This is a genomic window from Leptolyngbya sp. 7M, assembly GCF_018128485.1.
In genome coordinates this window covers 5,879,125-5,892,000 of record NZ_CP070897.1, presented here as the reverse complement: position 1 = coordinate 5,892,000, position 12,876 = coordinate 5,879,125, and the positions used below count along the sequence as shown (strand labels likewise).

The 12,876-nt window shown below is 52.1% G+C and carries 9 protein-coding genes and 5 pseudogenes; 7 read left to right on the top strand and 7 right to left on the bottom strand.

Annotation, left to right across the window (positions count from 1 at the left end; genetic code table 11):
- From JVX88_RS31210 to JVX88_RS31200, 3 genes are read left to right on the top strand one after another with little or no spacing between them, the layout of a single operon-like run.
- The gene (locus tag JVX88_RS31210; RefSeq protein ID WP_211622316.1) at window positions 1-402 is read left to right on the top strand and encodes a response regulator; all 402 of its coding nucleotides are present in this window, start codon (window positions 1-3) and stop codon (window positions 400-402) included.
- The gene (locus tag JVX88_RS31205) at window positions 395-1,144 is read left to right on the top strand and encodes a response regulator (RefSeq protein ID WP_211622315.1); all 750 of its coding nucleotides are present in this window, start codon (window positions 395-397) and stop codon (window positions 1,142-1,144) included. Before JVX88_RS31210 ends, JVX88_RS31205 begins: the two co-directional genes overlap by 8 nt.
- On the top strand, window positions 1,125-2,321 hold the full coding sequence (locus JVX88_RS31200) for a TIGR04283 family arsenosugar biosynthesis glycosyltransferase (RefSeq protein ID WP_211622314.1): 1,197 nt from the start codon (window positions 1,125-1,127) through the stop codon (window positions 2,319-2,321). The genes JVX88_RS31205 and JVX88_RS31200 overlap by 20 nt, the downstream gene beginning before the upstream one ends.
- A 32-nt stretch (window positions 2,322-2,353) precedes the next feature.
- On the opposite strand, the pseudogene JVX88_RS31195 reads toward JVX88_RS31200, so the two are convergent.
- Together JVX88_RS31195 and solA are read right to left on the bottom strand one after the other, a co-directional pair.
- Window positions 2,354-2,491: pseudogene (locus JVX88_RS31195) on the bottom strand (DUF1517 domain-containing protein); the annotation flags it as partial.
- 461 nt (window positions 2,492-2,952) lie between these two features.
- Window positions 2,953-3,927, bottom strand: coding sequence for an N-methyl-L-tryptophan oxidase (gene solA, locus JVX88_RS31190; RefSeq protein ID WP_211622312.1), 975 nt, complete (start codon window positions 3,925-3,927; stop codon window positions 2,953-2,955).
- 170 nt (window positions 3,928-4,097) lie between these two features.
- Between solA and JVX88_RS31185 the strand changes: the two are divergent.
- Window positions 4,098-5,213: pseudogene (locus tag JVX88_RS31185) on the top strand (peptidoglycan D,D-transpeptidase FtsI family protein); the annotation flags it as partial.
- Between the two features lie 16 nt (window positions 5,214-5,229).
- Here the strand turns inward: JVX88_RS31185 and JVX88_RS43445 are convergent.
- A complete protein-coding gene (locus tag JVX88_RS43445; protein ID WP_263975333.1) occupies window positions 5,230-6,597 on the bottom strand; it encodes a hypothetical protein in 1,368 nt (455 codons plus the stop codon).
- Between the two features lie 92 nt (window positions 6,598-6,689).
- Here JVX88_RS43445 and JVX88_RS41305 point away from each other — a divergent pair, with 92 nt between their 5' ends.
- Window positions 6,690-8,066: a HAMP domain-containing protein gene (locus JVX88_RS41305; protein ID WP_211622310.1), complete on the top strand. Its 1,377-nt coding sequence runs from the start codon at window positions 6,690-6,692 to the stop codon at window positions 8,064-8,066.
- A gap of 98 nt (window positions 8,067-8,164) precedes the next feature.
- Here the strand turns inward: JVX88_RS41305 and JVX88_RS39585 are convergent.
- Both JVX88_RS39585 and JVX88_RS31175 read right to left on the bottom strand, forming a co-directional pair.
- Window positions 8,165-8,941 (bottom strand): annotated as a pseudogene (locus tag JVX88_RS39585) (FAD-dependent oxidoreductase); the annotation flags it as partial.
- Window positions 8,942-8,986: 45 nt separating this feature from the next.
- Window positions 8,987-9,406 carry a hypothetical protein gene (locus JVX88_RS31175; RefSeq protein ID WP_211628964.1) on the bottom strand — a complete coding sequence of 140 codons (420 nt, stop codon included), beginning with the start codon at window positions 9,404-9,406 and terminating at the stop codon, window positions 8,987-8,989.
- Window positions 9,407-9,450: 44 nt separating this feature from the next.
- On the opposite strand from JVX88_RS31175, the gene JVX88_RS31170 reads away from it, so the two are divergent.
- Window positions 9,451-10,473 (top strand): ABC transporter permease, encoded by a 1,023-nt coding sequence (locus JVX88_RS31170; RefSeq protein WP_263975332.1) that lies wholly within the window; start codon window positions 9,451-9,453, stop codon window positions 10,471-10,473.
- Window positions 10,474-10,571: 98 nt separating this feature from the next.
- Window positions 10,572-10,766 (top strand): annotated as a pseudogene (locus JVX88_RS39580) (HlyD family efflux transporter periplasmic adaptor subunit); the annotation flags it as partial.
- Window positions 10,767-10,864: 98 nt separating this feature from the next.
- Here JVX88_RS39580 and JVX88_RS31165 read toward each other — a convergent pair.
- Together JVX88_RS31165 and JVX88_RS43440 are read right to left on the bottom strand one after the other, a co-directional pair.
- Window positions 10,865-11,224: pseudogene (locus tag JVX88_RS31165) on the bottom strand (MotA/TolQ/ExbB proton channel family protein); the annotation flags it as partial.
- A gap of 186 nt (window positions 11,225-11,410) precedes the next feature.
- Window positions 11,411-12,784, bottom strand: coding sequence for a Uma2 family endonuclease (locus JVX88_RS43440; RefSeq protein ID WP_317134505.1), 1,374 nt, complete (start codon window positions 12,782-12,784; stop codon window positions 11,411-11,413).
- Window positions 12,785-12,876: the final 92 nt, after the last annotated feature.

Below are 12,876 nucleotides of genomic sequence, written 5' to 3'. Positions count from 1 at the left end.
ATGTCCGACCAAGCTATTTTATGTGTAGATGATGAGCGAATTGTCCTGTTAAGTTTGCGGGATCAAATACTGAAACATTTTGGTGATCGATATCGGTATGAATTTGCCGAAACAGTTGATGAAGCTTGGGAAGTCATTGAAGAGTTGAGCCTAGAGCAAATCAGAATTTTGATTATTGTTTCTGACTGGCTCATGCCCGGTATGCGCGGAGATGAATTCTTGATTAAAGTACACCAGCGGTTTCCTAAGATTGTCACGGTTTTGTTGTCAGGACAGGTCGATGAAGCAGCAATCGAAAATGCCCGTCAATTTGCCAACCTTCACGCCTACATTCCCAAACCGTGGGATGAAGCCACACTAATTGGTGTCATCCGATCGGGTTTGGAGCAAGTCGATGAGTAAAGGCACCATCGTTTGCGTAGATGATGAGCGACTGGTCTTGCTCAGCTTGCGTGACCAACTCACTCGTCTGATTGGAGCCGACTACGAAATCGAGCTAGCCGAAAGTGGTGAAGAAGCGCTGGAGCTGTTTAGTGAACTGACTGCTGCCGCAATTGAAATTCCGCTGATTCTCTGCGATCAAATTATGCCGGGCATGGCAGGCGATGAGTTGCTAATTCGACTGCACGCCCAGTATCCCAAAACGCTGAAAATTTTGCTGACCGGCCAAACCCACCTCGAAGCCATAGTCAAAGTGATCAATTCGGCCAGCCTATACCGCTATGTCTGCAAACCCTGGGACGAAACTGACCTGTGCCTGACGGTACGCGAGGCTCTACGCCGCTACACTCAAGACAAACAATTGCTGGAACAGCATGCGGCTCTACTGCAAAGCGAACGACGGCTGCGGCAATTCCTGGAAGCGATTCCGGTGGCGGTAGGGGTACATGACCGCTGGGGGCAAACCTACTACACGAACCAACGGGCACGCGACCTGTTGGGCAACGATCTGCTGCCGGGAGCCTCCCCGGACTTGCCCTACTCCACCTACATCGCTGGCTCTCAGCAACCCTATCCGCTAGAGCAGCTACCGGGCATACGGGCCTTGCAAGGTCAAAACTCCACCGTTGACAATATTGAAATTGAACGAGACGCGCAGCGAATTCCGCTGGAGGTATCTGCTGATGCAAAGCTGGCTAGGTAGCGAATGGAACTATCAAGCACAGCAGGGCGAGGACTTGGGTGCACGATTAATTTATGCAATTCAAGCGGCTTTTGCGGCTGGGATGGAGCGGGTGGTGGCGATTGGTACGGACTGTCCGCAACTCGATGCGGCTAAACTCGAACAGGCATTTCGTGCCTTGTATCAGCGAGATCTGGTGCTGGGACCAGCTACCGACGGCGGCTATTATCTGATTGGGCTGAGCCAATTTGTGCCCCAATTGTTCAAAACGATTGCCTGGAGTAGCGAACTGGTTTTGCAGCAGACAGTGCAGATCGCGAAGTCACTGAATCTAACCGTGGCTGATCTAGATATGTTGTCGGACGTGGACCGGCCTGAAGACTTAGCAATTTGGTGGGCAGTTCAGCAGGCCAGTCAGTCACAACCAGAAGCAGAGTTGAAGCCGATCCTGCCAGACCAGCGGCCATTTCTTTCGGTGATTATTCCGGTGCTGAATGAGGCCAATCGCATCCAAACTGCGCTGCGTTCCCTTCAGGAGGAGGACGTAGAAGTGATTGTGGTCGATGGAGGCAGCCAAGACGACTCGGTTGCACGAGCCAAGGCCCTGGGCGTCAAAGTCGTTAGTTCGGCTCAGGGGCGGGCGGTACAAATGAATGCAGGTGCAAAGGCGGCCAGAGGTGAGGTGTTGCTGTTTCTGCATGCCGATACTTCTCTGCCTGCGGGATTTGTTTCCCTGGTGCGCCAGACCTTAGCACAGCCTGAAATTATTGCTGGTGCATTTGAGCTGCAGATTGCCGGATCGGAACCGGGATTGCGCTGGATTGAATGGGCCGTGAAGTGGCGTTCTCGACTGTTGCAGTTACCCTATGGCGATCAGGCGCTTTTCCTGATGGCAGAAACCTTTCGGCAGCTAGGCGGATTTATAGAACTGCCGATTATGGAAGATTTTGAGCTAGTGCGACGGTTGCAGCGCTACGGCAAAATTGCGATTGCTCCCGCAGCCGTGATGACCTCAGGACGCAGATGGCAAACTCTAGGCGTTTGGCGCACGACGCTGATTAATCAACTGATTATCGCAGCCTATTTTCTAGGCGTTTCTCCGGCGCGGCTGGCCCATTGGTACCGGGGCGTTGGCAAGGCTAGCCCAAACATAGAAAAAATCGGGGTTGAACCAGTCAACTCCGATCTAGAAATTTGATTCAGATTTAGATTAATCGGTCTAACAGCCTCCTACACCAGGGCCAGATCTGGGTACTGGGCAATCACCTCGTCTGACGACAGCGTGTCACCTTCCTGTTGCGGTGTCCAGAGCACTTCTAGGGCCAGCAGCTTGTCGCTAGGCACAGAACCGAGTTGAGAGAGGGCTTGGCGTAGCTCTTGCGCGAATGGTGATGGCCAAGCACTGACCGTTTATCTGGCCAGACGCAGTGCGGGTATCTTGCCCGCGCCAGCGAGCCGCTTGCACTACAGATCCGCCGCAGATTCAAGCAAAGGCTCTGGTCAGGTTTCTAGGGTGTGTTTTAAGAGTCTTTAGTGCTGTTGCTTCAGCCTTGCGATCCGCCTAGATCCCCCTATGCCCGAAGGGCGGGCTTCGCCAACAAAAGGGAGACTTCAAGCCGCATTTGGTATGTGCTAGGCACAGGCTTTGCCTACGGTTCCCCCTTTTTCTAGGCCAAAGGCCCATCCCCGGAAGGGTATCTACGGTGTACACCGTAGGCAGGAGCCAAGGGGGATCAGATCGGGGTTTTAAAACACGCTCTAGAACTGCACTCGACGATTGATGAAAAATAGCTTAATCAAGTAATTTCACCAAGCAGTTTTGCCAGTGGTCAGGAGTTAGCTGGCAGATTCGTGTTTTGACCGAACCGATCGGGTTTGAACAGGTCGAGAGGATGGTGAGTGTGGCCGTTGATTGCTAAGTCGGCCAGAATCTCTCCCACAACGCTGGCGAACTTAAAGCCATGCCCGGAGCAAGGAGAAGCCACTGTCACATTCGGATAGGCTGGATGTAAACCAATGACAAAATGTTCATCTGGTACATTCGTATACATACAGGTTGCTGTACTTAGAAGCTGCCCGTTTAAATCGGGAATATGCTGGACTAGATATCTCCGCATTGTTTCTACTTCATGGGGATAAACCGTTCGATCAATCGTCTCTGGAGTACAAACTTCACCTGCGCGGAAGAAGGCAATTTTGACTCCTTCTGAGCCTGCGTCAGCCGGAAATCCATAGAACTGAACACCATCCCCGGTTTCCCAGATGTAGATCGGTAGATGGGCGCAGTCAAACAGTTCTCTATGGCGCAGTGGCTCAAACCAGTAAAGTACCTGCCGTTCTACGACAAACGGAATATCTAGTTTCAGCAGCTGAGTAGCCCAAGCTCCCGGTGCAATTACCAGTCTGGCAGCCTCGTAGGTAGTTTTAGCGGTAGTTACCTGCACACCTTGGTCGGTGGCACACCAACTCAGGACGGGTTCTTCAAAATGTAGAGCTGCTCCAAGCTGGGCTGCACGTTGCAAATGGGCGCGAATTGCTGCTTCTGGCCGCACAAAGCCCGCTTTGGCTTCGAATAAAGCAATGGCACTGGGGTCGGGATGCAACAGGGGAAACCGGGCGTGAATTTGCTGGGCGTCCAGAATTTCGTAATCCAATCCATGTTTTTGAGCGCTGCGCCGACTGCCGCTGACGGTAGTGCTTTTCGGTGGGCCGATCATCAATCCGCCGGTGAGAAAGAGAATCTTCTGATTGGTTTCTTGCTCGATCCCGGCGGCACGCTCGCCGCTCGTCGCTCCATCCCCCATCCCAGCATTTGCGCTCCCCCAGACTTCGCTCCAGCTCTGAGTCCTTGACTTCAGATGGGCAGGGACCGAATCCAGACTTCCTGTACAAAGGTTCGCGTTCCCAACGGCGGTTGCGCCTAGAAACCGCTATAGCGCCCAAACCTCGGTTGCTCCTGGTGTGGGTAATTTTAATGATTGGCATGGTGGGGCTGTCGCTGAACCTATTCCGCCTCCAGGTGCTGCAAGGAGACATTTTGCAAGAGCGGGCGAAGGCCCAGCAAACCATTGCCCTGAGTGCGGCCCTGCCACGTCGGCCGATTGTGGATCGCGAAGGCAATGTGCTGGCAATCGACAAGCCGATCTATACCCTCTATGCCCACCCGATTCTGTTCGAGCAACAGCGCGAAACGATTGCGGTAGCCTTAGCACCAATTTTGAACAAGCCGATGGAGCAACTGCTGGCCCAGATCAGCGAAACCGAAAGCGGTATCCGGTTGGCGGAGGCATTACCTGAAGATAAGGCCAAGCAAATTCGTCAGCTCCACCTGGATGGATTGGAACTGCTCCAGCAGCAAGAGCGCCTTTATCCCCAGCAGGAGTTGTTCGCCAATATTGTGGGTTACGTCAATGCTGACCGCCAAGCCCAGGCCGGCGTCGAGTACAGCCAGGATGAACAGTTGATCCGCTCGGCACCAGAAATGCGAATTCGCCGCTCTGGAGATGGCTCGGTGATTCCGCTGGGGCTGCCCAAGAATTTGGTGCAATACGACGAATTACAGCTTCAGTTAACTCTAGACAGCCGCTTGCAGCGTGCCACCCGCTATGCCCTGAAACAGCAAATGCAGAAATACAGCGCCAAGCGGGGCGTGGTGATTGTAATGGATGTGCAGGACGGCTCGATTTTGGCCCTGGCCTCAGAGCCAACGTTTGATGCCAACCAGTACTACAACACCGATCAGGAGACCCTGCGGGACTGGGTCGTCACCGATGTTTATGAACCGGGTTCAACCTTCAAACCGATTAACCTAGCCATTGCTTTAGAATCGGGTGCAGTGAAACCTAACGATGTTTTTATCGATGAAGGGGCCATCCGCATCGGAGAGTGGCCAATCCAAAATAGCGACTACGACTCGGTGGGGGCACGCGGCCCAGTCACCGTCACCGAAATTCTGCAAAACCCTAGGAACGTGGGCATGGTGCATGTGATGCAACGCCTGAAGCCAGGGGTGTTTTATGGCTGGCTAGAGCGCCTGAAGCTGGGAGAACCCACCGGGATCGATTTACCCTTTGAGTCGTCTGGCCAGGTCAAACCCTATTCTCAGTTCACAACTGTGCGGGTGGAACCTGCCACCACTGCCTTTGGCCAAGTTTACCAGCCGCAATTCGCTCTTCGGGGGTTTCAATGCCGTGGGCAATCGCGTTATTTACCAGATGGGTCATCGGATCATAAAGCTGCTCCACAATCATCTTGTCGATTAGAGTATCTCGACCTTCGATTAGCAGTTCAGCCTGCTTTCCGTATCGGAGGGAATTGTCACGCACGCCTCGTGGCAGCCGATCAGCGGTTTGAGCAAACGGCACCATGCGAGAACGGGTCAACCCTTCCTGGAGTTGGGTGGTAATTTGCCGGAAATTGCGCGTCACCTGATCGGTTTCTTCCACCACAAAGTCAATGTCGGAGGCCGACTCCCGCACCCGCACAATCAGTTCGATCATCTCCTGCGATAGCGTATGGAAGCCAGTGAATCGATCCATTTCCAGCGCATCGAAACTCAGCCCCGTCGCGTGATTCGTCTGTCCTAAGCCAAATCCGCTGATCGGCGTGGTCCCCGACTGTCCTCGCCGACTAGAGAGTAGCGAGCTTTCCAAGAGGGAGCGTTCGTATAGGTCTCGCATCCGCTGACCCACATCGCTTAACTGCTGCACCTGATAGAGCAGATTATCCAAAAACTGGCGCAACCGTTCTTCCGCCTGCTCTAGACTATTGCGGTTCACCACCATTTCTCCAACCAGGTTATTGAGGTTGTCGAGGTGTTTGACCGAAACCCGCATGGTCTGCTCATTCAAACCACTGCGGCGATTGGGACGACGATTGCTGACAGCACTAGATTTCCGAGCGGGAGAGGACCCGACCCCCAAGGTTTGGTCTGCATCCTGAAGCAACGCCTCTAGATCACCAAACTCATCGTCCACTGATTTTTCTAGCCCAATCGCTGGAGTCAGCGGTATTTCTGTCGCTGTTAGCTCTGGTGCAAGCTCTGGTCTATCATCTAGCAGCGCTTCCAGATCAGCAAAATCAGCCGTAGTTTCATCATTGTCATAATCAAAGGCATCGGTTGCATCTGACTGATCATGAATGGCAGTAACAGAGGCGCTATCTTCAGCCAGAATGGCCTCCAAATCGTCAAATTCAGCGGGTTCTGCTGAAATATCGCCAAACTCAACCACATCCTCCTCTGCTAACAGGGAATTCAGTGGATCATCTGCTTCAGCAGAGGCCAGCAGATCGAATGGGGCAGGCTGATTGTCCTCTGGACCGTGCATACCAGCGAAGGCAGCTGCATCTTCAAAGGCGAACTCGCTGGCATCAGGGGGTGCATCGAAGCTCAATTCGGGATCAGGCATTGCGGCTTCTAGCTCAGCTCCGCTGATCGGTAGATCTGGACTAGCGAAATTCTCATCGGCGGCCATCAGGTCAGGTAAGTCAAACTCGATAGTTGGGTCGAAATCCTGATTAAACTCGTAAATTTCCTGAGCAGCTTGGGCAGTTGTTCTGGAAGCAGATGCAGGTATTCGATGTGGGGTATATCAACTATGCCAATCAAGCTGGTGAATTTATTGGCGTTGAGCGTCTAGAGAACAACCAGTTTCTGATCAACGAGACCCGCAAGTCGTCTCTAAACACGATGACGATTTACCAGACCGACCATGAAGGCAATCGGGTTGGGGGCAAGGTGATAGATGCGCCAGACCCAGTTCAATCAGAAGGGTGGTATGCTGCTGCGGCATCGGCTGGGCGTCCGGTTTGGAGCCAAATTTACCAATGGAACGATAAGCCAGAAGTGCTGTCAATTTCCTCTAGCTACCCGGTCTATGGCCGTAACCAGGTTCTGATCGGCGTGATTGGCGTTGATTTGCTGTTATCGGGCATCAGCGAATTTTTGCGCACCCTGCGAGTTAGTCCGTCGGCTCGAATTTTTGTGATCGAGCGGGATGGTTCCCTTGTGGCAACCAGCAGCAAGCAACCCGCCTATCGAGTGGCAGATGGCGAAGCTAAACGCCTCAGTGCCTTAGACAGTTCGGATCCGCTAATTCAGGGGGTTGCCCAGCATTTACACCAAAAGTTTGGACAGTTTGCGGCAATTCACCGATCCCAGCAGCTAGAGTTTCAGGTTAATCAAGAGCGACAGTTTATTCAGGTGACGCCGTGGCGCGATTCGCTTGGATTGGATTGGCTGGTAGTGATCGCTGTGCCGGAAGAGGATTTTATGACGCAGATCGAGCAAAATACCCGCCTGACGATTGCCCTCTGGGGGGTCGCCTTTGTCCTATCGGTTGCCATTGGTATGTTTACCGCCCGCTGGGTCACAGGTCCAATTCTGCGACTTAATCAGGCCGCTAAAGCCATCGCCGCAGGCGATCTCGATCAAACCATTCAGGTGAGACATACCGAAGAGCTGCAGGAACTTTCATCCTCATTTAACCAAATGGCTGGCCAACTGCGCGCTTCCTTTGCTGCCCTCGAATCTACCAATCGTGATCTGGAACAGCGAGTCCAAGAGCGTACCGCCTCATTAGCAGCGGCGGAAGCAGAACTGCGTGGCCTGTTTGAAGCCATGACCGAACTGATTTTTGTCCTGGATCGTCAGGGCCGCTACCTCAAAATTACTGTTCCCTACCCAGAGTCGGTTTATCCGTCTAGGGAGGCACTGCTCGGCAAAACGGTCCACGAGGTATTTGCCGCTGACTTTGCAGATCAAGTGATGCGCCATGTGCAAACCGTATTGGATGAACAGCGACCCCAACAGGTGGAATATAGCCTCCCCATCGCCGAGCAGGAAGCCTGGTTTGCTGCGAACATTTCGCCAATTTCCAGGGAAACTGTGATTTGGGTGGCGCGGGATATCAGTGAACAAAAGCACGGAACAAGATTTCCATAGGCCGGATATTTTTCCTCGAGGAAATACCAACGTTCATTTTCCGGAATGTCTTTCGGGTCGCGCTTATCACCATCATTGCGCGGGACCCAAACGCGTCCGCCTTCGCCGCGTGCGGATTCGCTCATCAGCCGAAGCTTGTCCTCGCCGGGGATAGACGTCGGATGAACCTGGATAAATTCGCCGTTCGCATAACGTGCTCCTTGCTGATAAGCGGCAGAGACCGCCGAACCGGTACACGTCATCGAATTGGTGGACTTGCCAAAGATCAGGCCCGGGCCGCCGGACGCCATGATCACTGCATCGGCTTTGAACGCCTTTAACTCAAGCGACTGAAGGTCCATCGCGATAAGGCCGCGGCAGACCTGATGATCGTCCAGGACGAGCGAAAGCATTTCCCAGCCTTCGTATTTCTTTACTTTCCCGGCCACTTCAAATTTTCTGACCTGTTCATCAAGCGCGTATAAAAGCTGCTGACCGGTCGAGGCTCCGGCGAATGCCGTTCTGTGATGAAGCGTGCCGCCAAACCGCCTGAAATCGAGCAGGCCTTCTTTGGTACGCGAAAATGGCACACCCATCCGATCAAAAAGATAGATTATCTCCGGGGCCATGTCGCACATCCGCTTTACAGGCGGCTGATTTGCCAGAAAATCACCGCCATAGACCGTATCGTCCAAGTGCTTTGCCGGCGAATCGCCTTCACCTTTCGTATTGACGGCTCCATTGATGCCGCCTTGAGCACAGACGGAATGCGAACGTTTGACCGGAACGACTGAGATCAGATCGACCTCATGCCCGGCCTCTGCGATCTTCATCGCGGCGGCAAGACCTGCAAGCCCGCCGCCGACGATCGCGATCTTTAAACCATTTGATGCCATATCGATATTGTTCGGGTAACGGCGAAGGCCGCCCGCTGAACAGTTCTAAACTTTCTTTGGAACCGAAGTCTTAGTGTGTTTCGGCTGCTCGCACAAAGCCGCGGGCAAAAGGCCACAGTGCCGTACAAAGGCGAAGGCCGCGTTGGCCCCGACGGCAAAAAGCCCAAATGCAAGTGCTGCACACGCATAAATAGCGTATTTCTGTGCCTTTTCGCCGATAACAATGCCCCAATCAACCGCAAATAACCAAAATCCGTAAGCGAGATGCCACGCCGTCGCAGCGATCCCGAGAATGTAGATGGCCATCACCCAAGGGATCGAGAACTCAGCTGAGATGATGTCAAAGGCCAGGTCCGCATTGCCCGCAACGGGCGTCATATTCAATCCCGGCATCAGCCCGAACCGTAGGTTCAGCACGTGGAAAAGTATGAACACGAAAAGAAAAATGCCGGTAGCCCGCTGCAGAAAGTAAAACCAGTTCCGCGAATAATTGGTTGATTTTTCTGCTGGTGTTTCCGCCTACGATTCAGCTTTTGGTGTTTGGCTTTGCTCTTAGTCCCGATGTGCAGTTTCTCAAGCTGGGAATCGTGGATTACGCCAATAGCCAGATGAGCCGCGAACTGGTGGCTGCCATGACCGAGAATCAGATTTTTGTAGCCCAAAATTATTTGTTTAGCGAAACTGAGCTAGCCGAGCAGGTGCGATTGGGACAGGTGACGGCGGGCCTTGTGATTCCGCCCGATTTTGATCGTCAGTTTCAGCAAGGTGCATCACCCGAAATTCAGGTGCTAATCGATGGCACCGACGCTAATACGGCTGGTATCGCCAATGGTTATATGAGCCAAATCGTCAATCGGTTTAGTCGCCGCCAAGTCAACGCTAGTCCACCCTTAATTGAACCGGAAGTTGTTTTTCTCTACAATGCCGGACTCAATAGCACCTGGTTTTTTGTTCCTGGCGTTTTGGGCTTGGTGCTGACCCTGACTAGCTCGCTAGTTTCTTCCTCGGCGGTGGTGCGTGAAAAGGATACCGGCACCTTAGAACAGCTTTTGATGACGCCAGCAGCCGCCTGGGAAATTCTGCTGGCAAAAATTGTGCCTTTGTTTATGCTGCTGATTGGCGATGTATTTCTAGCGCTAGCTGTAGCCAAAATTGTGTTCCAGCTGCCGTTCCGAGGCAATATGCTAATTTTTCTACTTGTATCTGCCGTTTATTTATTCGTTGGTATCAGCATTGGCATTCTGCTGGCTACTATTGCCAAAAATCAACAACAGGTCGTGCTAACCTCGTTCTTTGTCAATTTGCCACTCATCCAAACTTCTGGAGCGATTGCGCCAATCGAAAGTATGCCTGCATTCTTTCGCTATCTGTCGCTGTTGAATCCGCTGCGGCATTATGTGGCGATTGCTCGCGGGTTTCTGCTCAAGGGCGTGGGGGTAGTTGAGCTGTGGCCACATGTGTTGGCGTTAATCGGGTTTGCTATTCTGTTGCTGACAATCAGCGTCAAGAAGTTTCGCAGTCAGTTGAGCTAAGCAGTCAATGAAGTTAGACCAGTTCGGTTAAACAGTGAGTTGAACCAGATAGGGTGATAATAAAAGCAGCTTCGGCTATTTCCCCTCGCGTTTCTGCTATGCTGCCGTTTTCTTATCCTTTGCTTCAGCGCAAGCAATCTGTCAACTGGGTCAGCGATTCGGTCCTGAGGCTAGGCGACTTTAGTACCGTCAAAGTGGTGGTGCAGGTGTCGGAGCTAGAGCTGGGCAACTTGCGGGTCGGACAATCGGCCCAAGTCCGGCTCGATGCTTTTGCCAACAGCGCTTCGCATCGTGCAGAGAACACAGGCAGCTTCCGAGGGACCATTGCCCGGATTTCCCCGGCGGCTGATTCAGTGGTACCACCACCGCCAATGTTGAGGCTGCTAAAGGTAGCGATCAGACCCGTCACCGTTCCCAGTAGACCCAGCAAGGGAGAAATGGCCACTACTGTTTCCAGCAGCTTATCGCCCCGGCGCATCTGGACAAATTCCTTATCCCCCGCTGCTTCCATTGCCAAGCGAAAGGTTTCAGGAGAAGGCTGCCGCAACTTCAGAGGTGCAAGCAGAAATCGCCCAATTGGTAGGTGCTGAGCGCTCTCGGCAATCCCCCTAGCATCCTCCAGATTGTAGCGAGCTGCCGCCAAGACATCATGCACAATCCGGTCTTCCTGGCTAACCAACTGATACCAGAACCAAGCTCGTTCCAAGGCGCAGGCAATTGTTGCCACTGACAAGCCGACGATCGGAATCATCACCGGCCCACCTGCTTTGACTAACTCAAACAGATTCGACATAAACTCGCTGAACCCAATTACTCTGTCCTGTAGCTACCTGTCCTGTAGCCACCATCACCAGTGTCTTACAGAATGCTTGGCTTGGCTAGCAGTGTAGAACACTTTTGCGTCATGTAATTGCAAAATCGATGATTAATGTAAGAGTCAGCTCCAAAATTCATCTAGATTAACTTCTGCTATCTCTTGCTGCACCTCCTGAAAATAGCTACTTCCTGTCAGTGTAGCTACTTCTTTTTCTCGTTTTTTCTGATCAATCTCAATCTTTAATTCTTCCAGTTGGCGTCTTAATTCATCTTCACGACGTTTGCGTTCTGTAATATCTTGCACAATGCCTTCGTAATATAAAACCTTGTCATCGCTGTCTTTTACCGCACGAGCATCGATTTGTATCCAGATAATACTGCCATCTTTACAGTAGCAGCGATATTGAAAATCTTTGACGGCATCCTGTTTTTCTAATAGCTCTCTAAATTCAGCTCGTTTTTCCGGATCCACATAAAGCTGTTCACCGATATTGGTGATACTGGCCATCATTTCAGCCGGTGAATTATAGCCATAAATCTTGGCTAAGGCTGGATTCGCATTGATAAACTGTCCTCCTGGAGAGGATTGAAAAATTCCTTCTAAGGCGTTTTCAAAGATGCTGCGGTAGTTTTCTTCGGCAATTCGCAGGGCCTCTTCTGCCCGTTTGCGATCGGTGATATCGCGGACCATGATTAGCACCTCATCGTCTCCCATGACCAAAATGCGGACTTCTTCTTCTTGGGGCTGGCCATCAATGGTGATGCGTTGCTCGTAGACCTGCAGTTCACCTGTGGTTAAGGCTTGCTGGATGTGGTGCATTCGCAGTTCGGCCAAATCGGGCGGAAGCGATTCCCGAACCGTTCGTCCCCGACTAAATTGTTTGACACCGTGGACCCCTCTCAGCCGATCGCTGCCAACAATAAATCCTGGTAGGATGGGTTCGCCAGATAGCGTCTCGGGAGCTTGCAAGATTTCTACAGCCTGTTCCGGACGGTAAATCTCAACCTGTTGATCCTGCGGATTCAGGAGCCAACCTAGGCGGAGACCATTGTTTAGGTATTCTTGCATTTTGGCTTGGATGGTACTGAGGTTGTCGCTGGGTGAGAGCAGTTCCAAGACAAAATCGGGGCAGAGGGGTGGAAATCGGCGTTGTTGTTCTAGCGTGAGCGCATCCCAGCGAGATTGTTCAACCCAGGCGACATCAGGAGACCGGTCGCCTCCCTGCGGGAGTCTAAAGCAAGTCGATGAATCGAAGACAACTCCCAACTTGGTGCGTCGATTCCAGATCACAAAATCAGCGGCAATTTCAACGTTATTTTTCCCAGTTTCACCACCTGTGGGAGACATAATTACTAGTTCTCCAGTTGGAGTCCGTTCAAATTTGATTTCAGGATTAGCGGCACAGAGTTGCTCAAACTGAGCATCGGTAAGAACAGGGTGGGCAACACCACTTTGCTGGAGAATTGGGCTGAGGTCAATCGTGAAGGTGGTCATGTTATTTACCCTCTGTGTCTCTAGGCTATTGAATCAGCCAAACTTATTGTATTAAAGATTAGAGATGCTGTTTGTTAGTCTAAAGCCCCATT

Coding starts and splice junctions, on each gene's coding strand:
- solA (WP_211622312.1), bottom strand. CDS start 3,927: ATGGGGGATGGAGCGACGAGCGGCGAGCGTGCCGCCGGGATCGAGCAA.
- JVX88_RS31205 (WP_211622315.1), top strand. CDS start 395: ATGAGTAAAGGCACCATCGTTTGCGTAGATGATGAGCGACTGGTCTTG.
- JVX88_RS43440 (WP_317134505.1), bottom strand. CDS start 12,784: ATGACCACCTTCACGATTGACCTCAGCCCAATTCTCCAGCAAAGTGGT.
- JVX88_RS41305 (WP_211622310.1), top strand. CDS start 6,690: ATGCAGGTATTCGATGTGGGGTATATCAACTATGCCAATCAAGCTGGT.
- JVX88_RS31200 (WP_211622314.1), top strand. CDS start 1,125: ATGCAAAGCTGGCTAGGTAGCGAATGGAACTATCAAGCACAGCAGGGC.
- JVX88_RS31210 (WP_211622316.1), top strand. CDS start 1: ATGTCCGACCAAGCTATTTTATGTGTAGATGATGAGCGAATTGTCCTG.
- JVX88_RS43445 (WP_263975333.1), bottom strand. CDS start 6,597: ATGGCCGCCGATGAGAATTTCGCTAGTCCAGATCTACCGATCAGCGGA.